Origin of the sequence: Caulobacter sp. CCG-8 (assembly GCF_037402475.1) — a bacterium.
Classification (GTDB): Bacteria; Pseudomonadota; Alphaproteobacteria; order Caulobacterales; family Caulobacteraceae; genus Caulobacter.
On the sequence record NZ_JBBEUD010000016.1, the window covers coordinates 117771 to 133219 of the forward strand.

The window sequence follows — 15449 nt, forward strand, 5'->3', positions numbered from 1 at the left end:
CGGCCCCAAAGGCGCTAGAGACCCCGCTCCCGTTCAGGAGGCCGTCATGGTCCGCAATCTCAAGGGCAAGCTGGTCGCGCCGGCCGTGGACCCGATCGCCCAGGCCGACATCGCCTGGTTCGAGGCCCACGAGGGCCGCACCTTCCGTCTGCGCGATCCCGCGCCGCTGGAGTTCAAGGACCCGCTGGGCGATCCCGGCGACGGCTTCAGCTGGCGCGTGCTGGTGGCGAAACTGGCCGACGGCGGGCGGCTGAAGCTGCCCGTCTCCCTGGCCTGGGACCTGCACAACGACCACGCCAAGGACCAGCACCTGCGGATGATCTTCGACCAGGTCGCCCCGGAGAAGGCCAAGGCGCTGCTGGCCAAGGGCTAGCCCCGCCTCAGCCAGGCCGCCACGGCCCAGGCGTGGGCGTCGTGGCGCAAGGCCACCACGGCGTCGCGTGGGTCGAGCCACACCAGGGCGTGGTCGTCCTCGACCTTCAGCTCGGGCTTCTCGCCGACCACCGTCACGACATAGATGCCGCCGTTGTTGCACACCGGCTGGCCGTCGGACTTCAGGAACGGCTGGCTGACCTCGATCACCCGCCGCCCGACCTCGACGACCAGGCCGGTCTCCTCGCCGAACTCGCGGACGACGGCGGCGGTTTCGTCCTCGCCGCCGTCCACCGCCCCGCCCGGCAGGTCGAAATAGGGGTCGCGGCCCGGCTTGCGCACCTGCACCAGGGCGATGGTCCCGTTGGCCCCCTCGGCGATGCCGAAGGCGGCCCAGCGGTGCTTGTACTCCAGACCCCGTTCGGGCGCGTCGAACGCCAGCAAGGGATCAGTCCTTGCCGTACAGGTCGTTCCACGGATCGGCCTTGCCGGCGATCACGTCGTCGACGGTGATCTCCGGACGGTAACCGATCTTGCCCGTGGCGCTGGCCTTCCAGGCGTCGACCACCATGTCGCGCAGCTGGGTCGCCCCGGCCGCCAGGCGGGCGTCGACGAAGGCCTTAGCCCGCGGGTCGGTCGCGACCAGGCCGCCTTCCTTCTCCAGCTTGTAGAGCGGTTCCACATAGGTGACCGTGTCGCTGAGATAGCCGACGGTGCGCTGCTCGATCGTGCAGCCGCAGTCCTTGTAGGCCGGCACCAGCTTCTTGACGTCGGCGTTCACCGCCACCGCCTTGACCAGCGGCCCCTCGAAGCTGCCGTGGGTGGCCTTGCTCTGGGTGTAGCCGTTCGGGTTCGGGTAGTCGCCCCAGCCGTTGTAGTGCACCGACAGGTGCAGCGGCTGGCTGGCGTCGCCGACATAGTGGGCCCAGACGCCCAGGTCGCGGACCAGCAGCTCCTCGCGCCGCTTCAGGTCGGCGACGTAATAGGCCTTCCGGACCTTGTCCTTCTCGGTCACCGACACCGACTTCAGGATGCGCCAGTAGGTGAAGTCCTTCACCAACTGCTGGTAGCCGTCGATGATCGAATACGGCAGGTAGCCGGCGTTCCAGCTGTCGTGGCCGACCAGGGCCAGGCTCTTCTCGTAGTCGGCGCGGGTGGGCGGCAGGGTCTCCACCGAGAACTTCGGCCCGCCGTACATCTTCCCCTCGTCGTCGATGTCGAGGAAGTGGGCGGCGTCGCGGTCGGTGTCGTGCACCTTGCCCGAGCCCTTCCAGCGGTCCGGCTCGCGGGCGTACTCGCCGATCGCCGCCACGGCCTCCGGCGTGCGCAGGAAGGCCGGCACGTCGCTGGGGAAGCTCTCGGCGGCGACGACGCCGACCATGCGGTGGCCCCAGGCGCCCCAGGCGAAGGCCGAGCTCGCGGGGGCGGCCAGGGCGGCGACCAGCGCGGCGCTGGTCAGCAGACGGCCAAGGGGACGGCCAAGGGGGCGGCCAAGGGGACGGGCGGACGACTTCATGAGCGCTCCAACGAACTGAGGGCCGGGCCGGCTCCGGCGACCGCCGCGACTCGGCCGGTCCCCCGGGACCTGCTCGAGACGTGTGCGCCGCCACAAAAACCGTGGGCGACTCCGGTTTAGGCCACCCGGACGACGACCGCCAGAGCGCGCCGCGCGAGCGAACGAGCGTCAGCACGCAATCCCTTGTCCGCCAAGCGATAGCGGGCGCCGTGGAACCAAAACCCGCTTCAAACGATAGCGCCGGACGCCGCCGTTAAGGATGCAGCGCGGCATCGGGTCGCCCGCAAGTGGGTTGTCACGCCGCCGTGATCTTAGTAATCAGGCCGCCGACCGAGACCTATACGCCGATAAGAGGAACCCCTCGATGCGACGCACGTTTGCGGGATTTCTGGCCGCCGCGGCCATGTCCATCGCCCTCCCCGCCCTGGCCGCCGACGCCACGCCTGTGCGGAACGACCCGCTGGGCGACCTGATCACGGGCGCCCTGACGGGCACCGTGCCGGGCTCGGTCGAATACAAGATGAAGGCCACCCTGTACCACGCCGGCGCCAAGGGCATCCGCGCGCTGGACAGCCTGGGCTGCAAGGTCGTGGCCATGCGCACCCTGGCGGTCGACAAGGACGTGATCCCGCGCCGCACCGTGGTGTTCATCAAGGAAACCGTCGGCCTGCCGATGCCCAACGGCGAAACCCATGACGGCTATTGGTACGCCTCCGACGTCGGCGGCGCGATCAAGGGCAACAAGCTGGACCTGTTCAGCGGCAAGGGCGCGGCCTCGATGAAGCCGCTGATGGGCCTGAACCTCTCGACCCTCTCGGTGACCAAGGTCGGCGAGTTCAAGGGCTGCCCGCCGGAATAGGCGGCGACGGGGCGGCGAGCGCCTCACCCCATATCCCCCTCTATCCCCGCCTCGGCCTCGCACGGCGAGGGCTCGACCTGTCGCGTCCCGTCCGTCAGCGCCGTCCTGGCAAGGGTGATCCCCAGGCGCCGACGGATCTCTCGACGGACATAGTCGACGCGCGCCGGCGTACGGCCCGCATCGTCCCCCTGGCCTTCGACCCGCCCCTCCGCCGCCAGGCGGGCGGCGCGATGGGCGGCGCGGACCTTGGATCTCGGCATGGCTCGTCTCCTTTCGACATGGCTTGACCGCCTCACGCGGCGAGCCGCTGAAGTTCGGGGAGGGCTGCGGAGCGCCGGGCCAGGCCCGGAAGCTTTGAATGAAATACCGTTTCGACCAGGACCGACGCTCCGCGCGATCGTTCTGCGGGAGCGTCCGGCGGTGGGTCCTGTTCGGACCTCGCCGATCTTAGCCCCCGACGGGCGGGCCGGGCTCGCGTCGCCCGGTCCTGGAACGCATGGGTCACCCCATGCCTGCCGCCCCCGCCGGCCCCTTCGTCAACGCCGTATCCGTGTTCCGGGCTCGGCCAGCACCAGATGACGAGGGTCGCGGCCCCTCACGAGACCGCCGCCGACGAGCACGCCCGCTCGACCGCCCCCCGAAGCCGCGAAGGTCGCAGGCCTTAGCGCCCTCCCCATCGCCTCGAGGTGGTCTGATTATGCGGCGGCGTGAGAGGGGGAGGATAAGTGATTTCGGGGCGTTGTTTTCGCTCGGGAAACACGCCGGGAGAGAGGGGGATAAGTTTCTTACGCTCTCTCTCTTTGAGAGAGGATGGTTACAACCTCTCAGAACTAGGCTCCGAAAGAGACTGCGCGATCTCACCGCGACAGACCGAACTGCGCCATAAGTCGCCCTCGGGCCGCCCCAGGAACACGACCTTCGCAGGGCAGGCTCATCGAACCCAGAGCGTCTCGCGTGGGCTCCGTGATCTCGAAGGGGACGGGTTCCAGTCTGATGATCGACGGCGGACGGACGGCCTAGACCTCGTCTCAGTGTCGGACCGGGTCGATCGCAAGCGATCACGCCCGCTCACACTCGCTAACGCCGACCCGGCCTCGGATCGTCTAGCCTTCCCTGGAACCCGCAGCCCGAGGATCTCGTAATGCTGACTCCCCTGGAGGACAAAGACACCGATCGGCGTGGCTTCATCCGCGCGGCGACCCTTGCGACCATACTTGCCGGCCTTCCACTCGGCGCCCGCGCCGAAACCTCGGCTAAGGCAACGATCATTCCGACCACCGCCTTCGACGCCGTCAAGCAGATCGACGCGGGCGTGCTGAACATTGGCTATGTCGAGATGGGCCCCAAGGACGGCCCGGCGGTGCTGCTGCTGCACGGCTGGCCCTACGACATCCACGCCTTCGTCGAGGTCGCCCCGCGCCTGGCCGCCGCCGGCCATCGGGTGATCGTCCCGCACCTGCGCGGCCACGGGACCACCCGCTTCCGTTCGGCCGACACGCCGCGCAACGGCCAGCAGGCCGCCCTGGCCATGGACGGGATCGCCCTGCTCGACGCCCTGGGGATCAAGCAGGCCGTCGTCGCCGGCTTCGACTGGGGCGCGCGGACCGTCGACATCATGGCCGCCCTCTGGCCCGAGCGGTGCAAGGCGCTGGTCTCGGTCAGCGGCTATCTGATCGGCAGCCAGAAGGCCAACGCCGCCCCGCTGCCGCCCGCGGCGGAACTCCAGTGGTGGTACCAGTTCTACTTCGCCACCGAGCGCGGCCGGGCCGGCTACGCGGCCAACACCGAGGCGTTCAACCGGCTGATCTGGACCCTGGCCTCGCCGAAGTGGACGTTCGACGACGCCGCCTTCGCCCGCACGGCCAAGTCGTTCGTCAATCCCGACCACGTCGACATCGTGATCCACAACTACCGCTGGCGGCTGGGCCTGGCCCAGGGCGAGGCCCAGTTCGACGACCTGGAGGCCAAGCTGGCCGCCGGCCCGCCGATCACCATCCCCGCCATCACGATGGAAGGCGACGCCAACGGCGCCCCTCATCCGCAGCCGGCCGCCTATGCGGGCAAGTTCAAGGGCCCCTACGCCCACCGCCTGATCACGGGCGGGATCGGCCACAACCTGCCGCAGGAGGCGCCCGCCGCCTTCGCCCAGGCCGTGCTCGACGTCACCAAGCTCTAGGGAGCGGACCGATGAAGTCGCCCTTGCTGATCGTTCTCGCCGGCGGCGCCGCGGTCACCGTCGCCGGTCTCTGCTGGGCCGACGCCTCGGCCTGGGCGTGGACCAGGCCGGCCTCCGAGGCCTCGCCGATCTACGGGGTGCGGATCCCGTCCGGTTACCGCGACTGGACCCTGGTCGCTCCCGCCCAGGAAGCCGCGCCGCTGGACGAACTGCGCGCCACGGTCGGCAACGGCAAGGCGCTGAAGGCCTACCGGACCGGCAAGACGCGCCCGTTCCCCGACGGGACGGTGCTGGTCAAGCTGGCCTGGAAGCATACGGCCTCGCCCGACTTCCCTCCCGCCTCGGTCCCCGGCGCGGCGACCACGGTCCAGGTGATGGTCAAGGACTCCAGGCGCTACGCCTCGACGGGCGGCTGGGGTTTCGGCCGCTTCATCGACGGCAAGCCGGTGGACCAAGCCCAGCACGAGACCTGCTTCTCGTGCCACGCCGCCCGCGTGAAGGACCGCGACTACGTCTTCACCCGCTACGCGCCCTAGGGCGCTCGGGCCTCCCCTCCTCCCCAAGCTCCACGGAGTTTCCAGTGAACAACCCGTTCTTGCCGGCCACCCGCCGCGCGGTGGTCGGCGGCCTCGCCGTGGCCGGCGCGGCGGCCCTCGCGCCTGCCTTGGCCAAGGCAACCTCGCCCGCCGTCCGACCGTTCAAGGTCGCCATCCCCCAGGCCGACATCGTCGCCATGAGGCGCCGCATCGCCGCCACCCGCTGGGCCGACGCAGAGCCGGTGTCCGACGACACCCAGGGCGTGCGCCGCCGGACCCTGGAACCGCTGATGGCCTACTGGGCCGGCGCCTATGACTGGCGCAAGGTCGAGGCCCGGCTGAACGCCCTGCCGATGTTCGTCACCGAGATTGACGGTCTGGACATCCAGTTCATCCACGTCCGCTCGCGCCACGACAACGCCATACCGATGATCCTGACGCACGGCTGGCCGGGCTCGATCCTGGAGTTCCTGAAGGTCATCGATCCGCTGACCAATCCCACCGCCCACGGCGGCGAGGCGAAGGACGCGTTCCACCTGGTGATCCCGTCCATCCCGGGCTTCGGGTTCTCGGCCAAGCCGACCGTCCCCGGCTGGGGCTCGGACCACATCGGCCGCGCCTGGTCGCAGTTGATGCTGCGCCTGGGTTACGAGCGCTACGTCTCGCAGGGCGGCGACTGCGGTTCGGTGATCTCCCAGCGGATGGCGCTGCAGAAGGTGCGGGGCCTGATCGGCATCCACCTGAACATGCCCGCCGTGGTCCCGGCCGAGATCGCCCACATCCTGGCCGCCGGCGACCCCGCGCCCGCCACGCTGTCGGCCAAGGAGCGCGGCGCCTTCGACCAGCTGGAGGCCTTCTATCGCGACAACTCGGCCTACGCCGCGATGATGAACACCCGTCCCCAGACCATCGGCTACTCCCTGGTCGACTCGCCCGTCGGCATGGCCGCCTGGATGTACGAGAAAATCTCGCAGTGGACCTACAGCGGCGGCGATCCGCTGAAGGTGCTGACCCGCGACGAGATCCTCGACGACTTCTCGCTGTACTGGCTGACGGCGACCGGCGCCTCGGCGGCGCGGATCTACTGGGAAGACCACTCCAACAACTTCAACGCCCGCGGCGTCATCGACCTGCCGGTCGCCGTCACCGTCTTCCCCGGCGAAATCTTCCGCGCGCCCAAGACCTGGGCCCAGCGCTGCTACACCGACCTCTTCTACTTCAGCGAGGCCTCCAACGGCGGCCACTTCGCCGCCTGGGAGCAGCCCCGGGTCTTCGCCGAAGAGGTCCGCGCCGCCTTCCGCCCCCTCCGCTGATCCATTTTCCAGAGAACGAGATTCCCATGACCCAGACCCTCTACACCGCCAAGGTCCACGTCGCCGGCGGCCGCGACGGCGCCGCGCGCAGCGACGACGGCCGGCTGGACATCAAGCTGTCGACGCCCGGCGGTCCCGGCGCCGGGACCAATCCCGAGCAGCTGCTGGCGGCCGGCTGGTCGGCCTGCTTCCAGGGCGCGATGGCGATCGCCGCTCGCCAGCAGGGCGTGACCCTGGACGGCGTGGCCATCGACGCCGAGATCGACCTGAACACCGATGGGACCGGCTACTTCCTGGCCGCCCGCCTGAACATCTCGACACCGGGCTTGGACGCCGAGGTCGCGCAACGGCTGGTCGAGGCGGCCCACCGGACCTGCCCCTACTCCAAGGCCCTGGAAGGCAACATCGATGTCGCGTTCAACCTCGTCTGACCGGCCGTCCCGCCGGGTCTGGCTGAAGGGCGCGGCGGCGGGACTGGTCCCGCTGTCGCTGGGCGGCGTGCTGGCCCTGCCGCCGGTGCGCGGCGCCCTGGCCCGCGCGCTCGACGGCGGCCCGGCCCTGAGCGCCCTGAACCTGTCGGGGCCCTGGCTGAACGGTCCGCCCCTCGACGCCGGCGGCCTGGATGGGCGGGTGGTGGTGGTCTGCTTCTGGACCTATTCCTGCATCAACAGCCTGCGGGTCCTGCCCTATCTGCGGGCCTGGCAGCAGCGGTACGGCGCCCGCGGCCTGACGGTGATCGGCGTCCACACGCCCGAGTTCGCCTTCGAGACCGAGCTGCCCAACATCCGCCAGGCGCTGAAGGACCTGGACGTGACCTTCCCCGTCGTCGTCGACAGCGGGCGGCGGATCTGGCGGGCGTTCGACAACAACGCCTGGCCGGCCTTCTACGTGATCGGCGCCGACGGCCGCCTGCGCGGTCATGTCGACGGCGAGGGTCGCTACGACCAGATCGAGCGCCTGATCCAGAAGCTGCTCTCCCAGGGGCCCAGCCCGGGCGCGCCCGAGGCGCTGTCGGAGGTGGTCGGCGTCGGCCCACAGGCGGCGCCCGACTTCCGCGACCTGGAATCGGGCGAGACCTATGTCGGCTACGCCCAGGCCGCCGACTTCGTCTATCCCGGCGGCCTGAGGCGCGACGTCGAGCAGCGCTACCACCCGCCGCGCGACCTGCCGCTGAACCGCTGGAGCCTGTCGGGCGACTGGCAGGCCGGCGAGGAGTTCGCCACCAGCGCCGCGCCCGCGGCCGCCGTCGCTCACCGCTTCCACGCCCGCGACCTGCACATGGTGCTGGCCCCGGCCATGGCCAGCCGGCCCGTCCGCATCCAGGTGCGGCTGGACGGCCAGGCGCCGGGCCAGGACCACGGCTGGGACGTCGGCGCCGACGGCATGGGCCTGGTCGACCGGCCGCGCATGTACCAGCTGGTCCGCCAGGCCCGGTCGGTCGCCGACCGCACCTTCGAGCTCCAGGCCCTCGACCCGGGCCTTCGCGCCTACGTCTTCACCTTCGGCTAGCCGCTGTTTCTTTCAAGACCCCGGCGCTCCCAGGGCCATCCTGGCCGCCCCACACATCACCGCATGGAGATCCTCCGATGACCAAGAAGACCCTCGCCCTGGCCCTGGCCTTCAGCCTGACCGGCCTGGCCGCCGCCCAGGCCCAGACCCCGGCCAAGCCGACCGTCGTGCTGGTGCACGGCGCTTTCGCCGACAGCAGCAGCTGGAACGGCGTGGTCGCCGACCTGACCCGCGACGGCTATCACGTGGTGGCCGCCGCCAACCCGCTGCGCGGCGTGGCCAGCGACGCCGCCGCCGTCCGCACGGTGATCAATTCCATTCCCGGCCCGGTCATCCTGGTCGGCCACTCGTACGGCGGCACGGTGATCTCGGCCGCCGCCGACGGGGCCTCGAACGTCAAGGCGCTGGTCTATGTCGCCGCCTTCGCGCCCGAGGTCGGCGAGAGCATCTTCGACCTGACCGGCAAGTTCCCGGGCAGCACCCTGCCGCCCACCCTGGACAAGCCCGTCGACCTGCCCGGCGGCGCGCATGACCTCTACATCCAGCAGGACAAGTTCCCCGCCCAGTTCGCCGCCGACGTGCCGCTGGCGCAGGCCCGGCTGATGGCCGTGGCCCAGCGCCCGCTGACCGACGCGGCCGGGGCCGAGAAGTCCGTCGCCACCGCCTGGAAGACCCTGCCGTCCTGGTGGGTCTATGGCGAAGCCGACCGCAACATCCCGCCCGCCGCCATGAAGTGGATGGCGGAGCGCGCCCACGCCAAGCAGGTGGTCGCCATCCCCGGCGCCTCGCACGTGGTGATGATCTCGCACCCCCACGAGGTCTCCAAGCTGATCGAGACCGCCGCCACGAACTGACCGATCCCGCGCGCCGGGTCGCGCCGGAACCACCGACGTCCTGGAGGAGAAGACATGTCTCAGAGATGGCTCATCACCGGTTCCTCGCGCGGCCTGGGCCGGGCCCTGGCCGAGGCCGCCCTGGCCGCTGGCCTCCGCGTCGTCGCCACCGCCCGCGATCCCCGCGCCCTGGCGGACCTGGTCGACCAGTATGGCGACGCGGTGCGCACGGCCACGCTCGACGTCACCGACCCGCAAGCCGCGGCACGCGCCGTGGCCCTGGCGGTCGAGACCTTCGGCGGCCTGGACGTGGTGGTCAACAACGCCGGCTACGGCGACATCGGCTCGGTGGAGGACACCGCGCTGGAGGACTTCCGCAAACAGATCGACGCCAACCTGTTCGGCGCGATCATCGTGACCAAGGCCGCCATCCCCGTGATGCGCGAGCAGCGTTCGGGACACTTCATCCAGCTCTCCTCGGTGGGCGGACGCCTGGGCGCGCCGGGCCGCGCGGCCTATTCGGCCGCCAAGTGGGCGGTCGAGGGCTTCTCCGAGGTGCTGGCCCAGGAGATGGCCCTGGTCGGGGTCAAGGTCACCATCGTCGAACCCGGCGGCTTCCGCACCGACTTCGCGGGCGCCTCCACGACCTTGAACGCCGGACGTCCGGAGTACGACGCCGTGGTCGGCGCGGCCGCGCGGCGGCAGGCCCAGTACGACGGCCGGCAGCCGGGCGATCCCAAGCGCGCCGCCCAGGTCCTACTGGCCGTCGCCGCCATGGACGAGCCGCCGCTGCGCCTGCCGCTGGGCAGCGACGCCGTCGCCGCGATCAACGCCGCCGACCAGCGCCGTCTGGCCGAACTGGAGCGCTGGGGACCGCTCAGCGCCTCGACCGACTTCGACGATCCCGGCCCGGCGTCGTGAAGCGGGCTCCGCGATGGACGGCCTGGACCGAATTGCTCCATGATGCCGCCCGCATGCGCGCGGGATGGGACGACACCTCTGGCAAGGACGGCGAGACGGACCTGGCCGCCCGCTCCCGCGCGCTGAGGGGCGCGCTGACCCGCTATTTCCAGCGCCGCCTGCCGGACGCCAACGAAGTCGACGACCTGGTGCAGGAGGTGTTCCTGCGCATCGTCCGGCGCGGCGACAGCCAGGACCTGGACCGGTTCGAGGGCTATGTCTTCGCGACCGCCGCCAGCGTCCTGAAGGATCGGCTCCGACGCCGCCGCGTGCGCATGAGCGCCGCCCACGTGTCGTTCGAACCCGACCTCCATAGCCAGGCCGACGTCTCGCCCGAACAGACCGTCCTGGCCCGCGAGGCCCTGCGCTCGACCACCCGCGCGATCATGGCCCTGCCCGAGCGGACGCGGACGATCTTCGTCCTGCGCCGCCTGGAAGGCCTGAGCCATCCCGAGATCGCCCGCCGCCTGGGACTGTCGCTGAGCGCGGTCGAAAAGCACATGCAGCGGGCCGCCAAGCATCTTCTCTCGCTCGGAGAGGAAAACCATGACGCCTAGCCGCCCGACGCTCCCTTCAGGAATGACGCCGAAGGACGCCGCCGCCTTCTGGCTGGCGCGCCACGACGCCGATCCGGCGACCGCCGCCGATCCGGCCTTCCTGGCTTGGCTGGCCGAGTCCGAGGCCCATGCGGCGGCCTGGGCGCGCGCCCAGGCCCTTTGGGCCCGCGCGGCCGACGACCTGCGCGACGATCCCCTGGCCGAGGCCCTGCGCGCCAGCGCCCTGGCCGCCCGTCCCCCCGTATGGCCCAAGGCGCTGGCCGCCGCCTGCGTCGTCGTGGCGGTGCTGCTGGGCGCGGGCGTCGGCTGGCGCTACTGGCCGGGGCGCGGGCCTTCCGGCGCCCAGGTCGCGACCTCGACGCCGACGACCCAGCTGGCCACCCTGGCGGGGGAACGGCGCGCCGTCACCCTGGCGGACGGCACCCGGCTGGACATGGACAGCGCCACCCGCGTCGACGTCGCCTTCGACGATAAGGTCCGCCGCCTGCGGGTGGAGAGCGGCCAAGTCTATATCCAGGTGGCGCGCGACACGACGCGCCCCTTCGCGGTCGACGCGCGCGACCAGACCATCGTCGATCGCGGCACCGCGTTCGGCGTGCGGGTCATGCCCGGCATGATGTCTGTGACCCTGGCGCAGGGCAGCGTCGCGGTCGGCGCGCACGGCGGCCCGCCCGAGCACGAGCTGAAGCCGGGCGAGCGCCTGATGCTGCGCGACGGCCGCCCCGCCCAGCTGCAGACGGTGGACGTGAACGCGGTCCTGGCCTGGCGCGACGGCTTCGTCGAGTTCTCCGACACCCCGCTGTCCGACGCGGTCGCCGAGATGAACCGCCACGGCGGTCGCAAGATGGTGATCGCCGATCCCAGCGTCGGGGCGCTGAAGGTCAGCGGCCGGTTCAAGCTGGGCGAGCCCGAGCGGTTCCTGCGCACCGTGTCGATGCTGTTGCCGGTCCGCGCGGTCCGGGTGGGCGAGACGCTGGAGATCCGCCCGGCCCCGTAGTCGTCAGAACCGGCGCGTCAGGCTGATCTCGAAGGCCCGGCCGTCGGCGTCGCCATAGGGGCTGTAACCCATGGCCGCGGTGAAGGCGAAGGGCGGGGTCGCGTCGGCCAGGTTGCGGACGGTCAGCTGGACCTCGGTCTTCTCGCCGACCGACCAGGCCGCGAAGGCGTCCAGATAGACCTGGGACGGGATTCGCCCGCCCTTCAGCCGCGCCAGGTACTGGGTGATGTAGAGGGGCTGGAGGCCGGAATCGGCCACCGCGTAGCTGGCGTAGTACCGGGCGTTGAGGCCCACGGTCAGGGCCTCGCCCGTCCATTGCCCGCCGGCGAAGGCCCGGACACGCAGGGGGCCGTCGCTGTAGCCGGCGGTCTCGGTCCAGGGACCGTCGAGATGCACCTGGCGACGATAGCTGGGCTGCCAGACGCCGCGCAGATAGGCGCTGGCCTCGCCGCCCGCGAGCCGGCGGCGGTACTCGCCGCTGACGTCCACCGTCTCGGCGATCGAGCGGCCGACGTTCATCATGGTGGCGTCCAGATAGGTGACGGCGCCGACCGTGTAGCCCTTGGCCCGATCGGCGTCGGTCAGGGGCGCGCGCACCACCCGGGACGGATACAGCGCCTCGTGCGCCAGGATGTAGCCGATGGAGTCGGCGTCGACTTCAGTGATCTCCCGCGTCTTCTCGGTGCGCTGGTAGTCGATCGACAGCCGCGCCCCGTCCAGCCATCGCGGCTTGATCACCACGCCCAGGCTGAAGGTGCGGGCCAGCTCCGGGTCGAGATCGGGCGAGCCGGCCTGGACCAGCTGCATCGGCGCGGTCACGGCCAGCGGCTGGCCATCGCGCTTGGGGTCCAGCTTGGGATAGCCGGTCCCGTTCAACGACAGGACCGTCGGCTGGACCTGGTCCGAGCGCGGCGGCAGATGGCCTTCGCTGTAGCTGGCGCGCAGCATGACGCCGTCGGTCACGAAGGTCTTCACGCCCACCATCTTGGCCACGACCAGGTTCTCGATGGCCACCTGGCTCAAGGTGGCGATCCCGCCCGAGTCGAGAGTCAGGTCCGAGCGGGGCGCGGTCATCCGGTAGTCGTCCGCGCGCAGGGCGGCTTGCAGTTCCAGGTCCTTGAAGGGCCCCCAGGCGTCGCTCGTCGTCAGGGGCGCGCGCCATTCGGCGGCGGCCGACCGCGTCGTCAGGCCCAGCCGGTTGCCCTGGACGGTCTTTGGCAGGCCGGTGTTGCGATCGTAGCTGAAGCTTTGACCGCCCGGCGCCCGCTCGCGCGCGGCCTCGGCCGACAGCGTCATGGTCAAGGGACCGCCCGGCAGGCGCCACAGCGGCCCCGAGGCGCGCAGGTTGAGATCCTCCAGCGTGTCGCTGAGCTTCAGCAGCGAGCCGCCCGCCAGTCGATAGGCGCTATAGGTCTCCAGGAACAGGTCCTCGGGGTCGAACGGCGACAGGCTCGGCCCGACCAAGCCCGAACTGACCGCGGTGGACGTTCCGGCATAGACGGTGGCGCCCCGGGCGTCGTTGGCGACCCGCACCTGCGACCGGCTCCAGCCGGCGTCCGCCTCGGCCATCCAGCCGCGCGGCAGACGCGCGATGAGCCCCGCGTCGAGCTTCTGGGTGGCGCTGCGGTTGCGGACGATCCCCTCCCACGGGACGGATCGCGACACATAGACCGACTGCTCGAACGGATTGAGCGGCGAGCTGGCCGACATCGTCAGCACCGTGTCGCCGGCCGGGACCGTCGCGCGGCCACGATTGTCGAGGAACAGGTAGTCGAAGAAACCCTCGAAGATCCCGGCTTCCTGGCGCCCGCTGACCACCAGCGACCGCCGGTAGGTTTCGGTCATCAGGCTCTGCTTCTCGCCGAAGGCGTCATCGGGAAGGTCCAGGTCGAGCCGGCCCGCGTTGGCGACGGCCTCGGCGGCGGTGAAGCCGGCGGTCGAGAAGGTGGTGAAGGTCGATCCCAGCGCCTGGCCGCCATAGGCCGGCTTCAGGGTGAGTTGGCCGCCGCTGCTGACCACGTTGACGCCCAGTCCCACCGGCACATAGGCCTTGGGCACGCCGCCCTTGATGAAGTCCGCGCCGTTCGAGGTCAGGGCCCGCTCGCCGAACAGCCGCTCGCCCACGTCCAGCCCCTGGTCCCGGCCCAGGGCGATCCGCACCGACAGCCCGCCCCGGCCGTCGCTGGAGGTCCGGCCGATCGCCGCGTCCAGACGGGAGGCCAGCCCCCCGCCGTGTTCGGTGCCTCCCTGGGCCAGTTTCACCTCGGCGCCCTGGTAATCGCGCTTGAGGACGATGTTGACCACGCCCCCGGTCGCCCCAGGGCCGTAGAGGGCGCCGGCCGCGGCGGTCAGCACCTCGATGCGCTCGACGGCGGCCAGCGGGATCCCGTTGACGTCGGCCTGGATGAAACCGGCGCTGGCGCCCACGGCTTCGGGCGCGCTGGGCAGGCGGCGGCCGTCGACCAGCACCAGGGTCTGGCCGCCGCCCAGGCCCAGCAGGTCGATCCGCGACCGGGCCGAGGCGGAATTGGCGGCCGGCGACTGGGTCAGCGCGCCGGCCTGGGCGTCGGCCGGCATGGTCCGGCGGATGAAGCCCTCGACGTCCAGGTCGCCCGCGCGGCGGATCGCCTCCTCCAACGCCACGTCGTAGGGCTGGATGTCGTCGCGGGTGCGGCGGATGCCCGTATTCAGGTTGCGCCGGCCCAGGACCAGGATCTCGGACACCGCCCCGTCGCCGGCGTCCACCGGCGGCCGGGCCGGCGGCGGACCCGCCATCGGCTTGATCACATAGGCGCCGTCGCTGGTCCGCTGGACGCCCAGGCCCGTCGAAGCCAGGGCGGCCGCCAGCGCCTGGTCGACCGTGTATCGGCCCTTCAGCCCGGGCGCGCGGAGCTTGTCGGTCACGGCGCGGTCGAAGGCCAGCTCCGCCGACCCGGCGCGCGCCACCCGCTTCAGCGTGAGGGAAAGCGACTGCGCCGGCATGTCCAGCGCGATGGCGTCGGCGGCATGGCTCGCGCTCGCCTGACCCATCGCCAGGACAAGAGCCAGGACGCCCGCCGCCCGTCGCCGGCGCAACCCAAGACCGGAGCGCTTCAAGAAAGTTTCCGCCGCGCCGTACGGGATTGGACGAAGGCTGCGTTCCTGGTGCCGATCGCGGAGAGCGAACGAATGCGCCAAGCCACCACCGTCACCATCCGCGCCTCGCGCCCGCCAACCGAAGCGCAGGCTTATGCCACGCTCACGCTCGACCGCAAGCACGGCCCGCGCGCCGTGGCGGCCCGACGCTTCCGGCGCCGTCCGACAGCGGACGATCGCTCGTGAATGGGGCGGCCGGCGCCTTGCGGGCGGACGTCCGTCCCTTCCGTGCCCCGCCAGGGGACCAGGGTCGGGAGCTGGATCAGCTGTGCTTCGACCACTTCGCCGTCGATCCCGCAAAACGTCTGCTCACCCGGGACGGCGCGCCCGTCGAGATCGGCGGGCGCACGTTCGACCTGCTGCTGGCGCTGGTCGAACAACGCGGTCGCGTGGTGCCCAAACGGGAGCTGCTCCAGCGGGTCTGGCCCGACGCGATCGTCGAGGACTCCGCGCTTCGGTTCCACATGGCCAGGCTCCGCCGGATCCTTGACGACGGGCGCGAAGGCGTCCGCCTGATCGCCACCCAGGTGAGCGTCGGCTACGCCTTCGTCGGCGGCGGGGGGGGGGGGGGGGCGGCCGCGCCCCCCCCCCCCCCCCCCCCCCCCCCCCCCCCCCCCCCGGAGCCCCCCCCCCCCCCCCCCCCCCCCCCGCCCCCCCCCCCCCCCCGCCCCCCCCCCCCCCCCCCC

Annotated in this window: 17 protein-coding genes; 13 read left to right on the plus strand and 4 right to left on the minus strand. The window is 71.4% G+C overall.

What is annotated here, in order from left to right:
* Positions 1-46: 46 nt before the first annotated feature.
* Positions 47-373: a hypothetical protein gene (locus tag WAE60_RS16570; protein WP_337687570.1), complete on the plus strand. Its 327-nt coding sequence runs from the start codon at positions 47-49 to the stop codon at positions 371-373.
* On the opposite strand, the gene WAE60_RS16575 is transcribed toward WAE60_RS16570, so the two are convergent.
* Both WAE60_RS16575 and WAE60_RS16580 read right to left on the minus strand, forming a co-directional pair.
* A complete protein-coding gene (locus WAE60_RS16575) occupies positions 370-816 on the minus strand; it encodes an NUDIX domain-containing protein (protein ID WP_337687571.1) in 447 nt (148 codons plus the stop codon). The genes WAE60_RS16570 and WAE60_RS16575 overlap by 4 nt on opposite strands.
* A 4-nt stretch (positions 817-820) precedes the next feature.
* On the minus strand, positions 821-1888 hold the full coding sequence (locus WAE60_RS16580; protein ID WP_337687572.1) for a S1/P1 Nuclease: 1068 nt from the start codon (positions 1886-1888) through the stop codon (positions 821-823).
* A gap of 364 nt (positions 1889-2252) precedes the next feature.
* Between WAE60_RS16580 and WAE60_RS16585 the strand changes: the two genes are divergently transcribed.
* Positions 2253-2747: a 3D domain-containing protein gene (locus WAE60_RS16585; protein WP_029917014.1), complete on the plus strand. Its 495-nt coding sequence runs from the start codon at positions 2253-2255 to the stop codon at positions 2745-2747.
* 23 nt (positions 2748-2770) lie between these two features.
* Here the strand turns inward: WAE60_RS16585 and WAE60_RS16590 are convergent, their stop codons facing one another.
* On the minus strand, positions 2771-3007 hold the full coding sequence (locus WAE60_RS16590; protein WP_337687573.1) for a hypothetical protein: 237 nt from the start codon (positions 3005-3007) through the stop codon (positions 2771-2773).
* Positions 3008-3888: 881 nt separating this feature from the next.
* Between WAE60_RS16590 and WAE60_RS16595 the strand changes: the two genes are divergently transcribed.
* The 9 genes from WAE60_RS16595 (at position 3889) to WAE60_RS16635 (ending at position 11628) form a co-directional block, all read left to right on the plus strand.
* A complete protein-coding gene (locus tag WAE60_RS16595; RefSeq protein WP_337687574.1) occupies positions 3889-4923 on the plus strand; it encodes an alpha/beta hydrolase in 1035 nt (344 codons plus the stop codon).
* An 11-nt stretch (positions 4924-4934) separates the two neighbouring features.
* Positions 4935-5459 (plus strand): cytochrome P460 family protein, encoded by a 525-nt coding sequence (locus WAE60_RS16600; protein WP_337687575.1) that lies wholly within the window; start codon positions 4935-4937, stop codon positions 5457-5459.
* Between the two features lie 44 nt (positions 5460-5503).
* Positions 5504-6772 carry an epoxide hydrolase gene (locus WAE60_RS16605; protein WP_337687576.1) on the plus strand — a complete coding sequence of 423 codons (1269 nt, stop codon included), beginning with the start codon at positions 5504-5506 and terminating at the stop codon, positions 6770-6772.
* 26 nt (positions 6773-6798) lie between these two features.
* Positions 6799-7203, plus strand: a complete 405-nt coding sequence (locus tag WAE60_RS16610; RefSeq protein WP_029915838.1) for an organic hydroperoxide resistance protein — start codon at positions 6799-6801, stop codon at positions 7201-7203.
* The gene (locus WAE60_RS16615) at positions 7181-8281 is read left to right on the plus strand and encodes a redoxin domain-containing protein (protein WP_337687577.1); all 1101 of its coding nucleotides are present in this window, start codon (positions 7181-7183) and stop codon (positions 8279-8281) included. Before WAE60_RS16610 ends, WAE60_RS16615 begins: the two co-directional genes overlap by 23 nt.
* Positions 8282-8358: 77 nt before the next feature.
* Complete coding sequence (locus WAE60_RS16620; protein ID WP_029915834.1) at positions 8359-9135, plus strand: alpha/beta hydrolase; 777 nt, start codon at positions 8359-8361, stop codon at positions 9133-9135.
* 54 nt (positions 9136-9189) lie between these two features.
* Entirely contained in the window at positions 9190-10035 is an 846-nt protein-coding gene (locus WAE60_RS16625) for an oxidoreductase (RefSeq protein ID WP_337687578.1), read from the plus strand.
* Positions 10036-10088: 53 nt separating this feature from the next.
* Entirely contained in the window at positions 10089-10631 is a 543-nt protein-coding gene (locus WAE60_RS16630; RefSeq protein WP_337687579.1) for an RNA polymerase sigma factor, read from the plus strand.
* A gap of 22 nt (positions 10632-10653) precedes the next feature.
* Positions 10654-11628, plus strand: a complete 975-nt coding sequence (locus WAE60_RS16635; protein ID WP_337687580.1) for a FecR domain-containing protein — start codon at positions 10654-10656, stop codon at positions 11626-11628.
* A 3-nt stretch (positions 11629-11631) separates the two neighbouring features.
* Here WAE60_RS16635 and WAE60_RS16640 read toward each other — a convergent pair whose 3' ends face one another.
* A complete protein-coding gene (locus WAE60_RS16640) occupies positions 11632-14658 on the minus strand; it encodes a TonB-dependent receptor (RefSeq protein ID WP_337687581.1) in 3027 nt (1008 codons plus the stop codon).
* Here WAE60_RS16640 and WAE60_RS16645 point away from each other — a divergent pair.
* Both WAE60_RS16645 and WAE60_RS16650 read left to right on the plus strand, forming a co-directional pair.
* Positions 14635-14949, plus strand: coding sequence for a hypothetical protein (locus WAE60_RS16645; protein WP_337687582.1), 315 nt, complete (start codon positions 14635-14637; stop codon positions 14947-14949). The two genes, WAE60_RS16640 and WAE60_RS16645, sit on opposite strands and share 24 nt — an antisense overlap.
* A partial coding sequence (locus WAE60_RS16650) for a winged helix-turn-helix domain-containing protein (RefSeq protein ID WP_337687583.1) occupies positions 14946-15449 on the plus strand: 504 nt, incomplete at its 3' end. The genes WAE60_RS16645 and WAE60_RS16650, both read left to right, overlap by 4 nt.

Excerpts from the sequence above, each read along its gene's own strand:
- WAE60_RS16570 (WP_337687570.1), top strand. The coding sequence starts at position 47 with ATGGTCCGCAATCTCAAGGGCAAGCTGGTCGCGCCGGCCGTGGACCCG.
- WAE60_RS16580 (WP_337687572.1), bottom strand. The coding sequence starts at position 1,888 with ATGAAGTCGTCCGCCCGTCCCCTTGGCCGCCCCCTTGGCCGTCCCCTT.
- WAE60_RS16585 (WP_029917014.1), top strand. The coding sequence starts at position 2,253 with ATGCGACGCACGTTTGCGGGATTTCTGGCCGCCGCGGCCATGTCCATC.
- WAE60_RS16590 (WP_337687573.1), bottom strand. The coding sequence starts at position 3,007 with ATGCCGAGATCCAAGGTCCGCGCCGCCCATCGCGCCGCCCGCCTGGCG.
- WAE60_RS16595 (WP_337687574.1), top strand. The coding sequence starts at position 3,889 with ATGCTGACTCCCCTGGAGGACAAAGACACCGATCGGCGTGGCTTCATC.
- WAE60_RS16600 (WP_337687575.1), top strand. The coding sequence starts at position 4,935 with ATGAAGTCGCCCTTGCTGATCGTTCTCGCCGGCGGCGCCGCGGTCACC.
- WAE60_RS16610 (WP_029915838.1), top strand. The coding sequence starts at position 6,799 with ATGACCCAGACCCTCTACACCGCCAAGGTCCACGTCGCCGGCGGCCGC.
- WAE60_RS16615 (WP_337687577.1), top strand. The coding sequence starts at position 7,181 with ATGTCGCGTTCAACCTCGTCTGACCGGCCGTCCCGCCGGGTCTGGCTG.
- WAE60_RS16620 (WP_029915834.1), top strand. The coding sequence starts at position 8,359 with ATGACCAAGAAGACCCTCGCCCTGGCCCTGGCCTTCAGCCTGACCGGC.
- WAE60_RS16625 (WP_337687578.1), top strand. The coding sequence starts at position 9,190 with ATGTCTCAGAGATGGCTCATCACCGGTTCCTCGCGCGGCCTGGGCCGG.
- WAE60_RS16630 (WP_337687579.1), top strand. The coding sequence starts at position 10,089 with ATGCGCGCGGGATGGGACGACACCTCTGGCAAGGACGGCGAGACGGAC.
- WAE60_RS16635 (WP_337687580.1), top strand. The coding sequence starts at position 10,654 with ATGACGCCGAAGGACGCCGCCGCCTTCTGGCTGGCGCGCCACGACGCC.
- WAE60_RS16645 (WP_337687582.1), top strand. The coding sequence starts at position 14,635 with ATGGCTCGCGCTCGCCTGACCCATCGCCAGGACAAGAGCCAGGACGCC.
- WAE60_RS16640 (WP_337687581.1), bottom strand. The coding sequence starts at position 14,658 with ATGGGTCAGGCGAGCGCGAGCCATGCCGCCGACGCCATCGCGCTGGAC.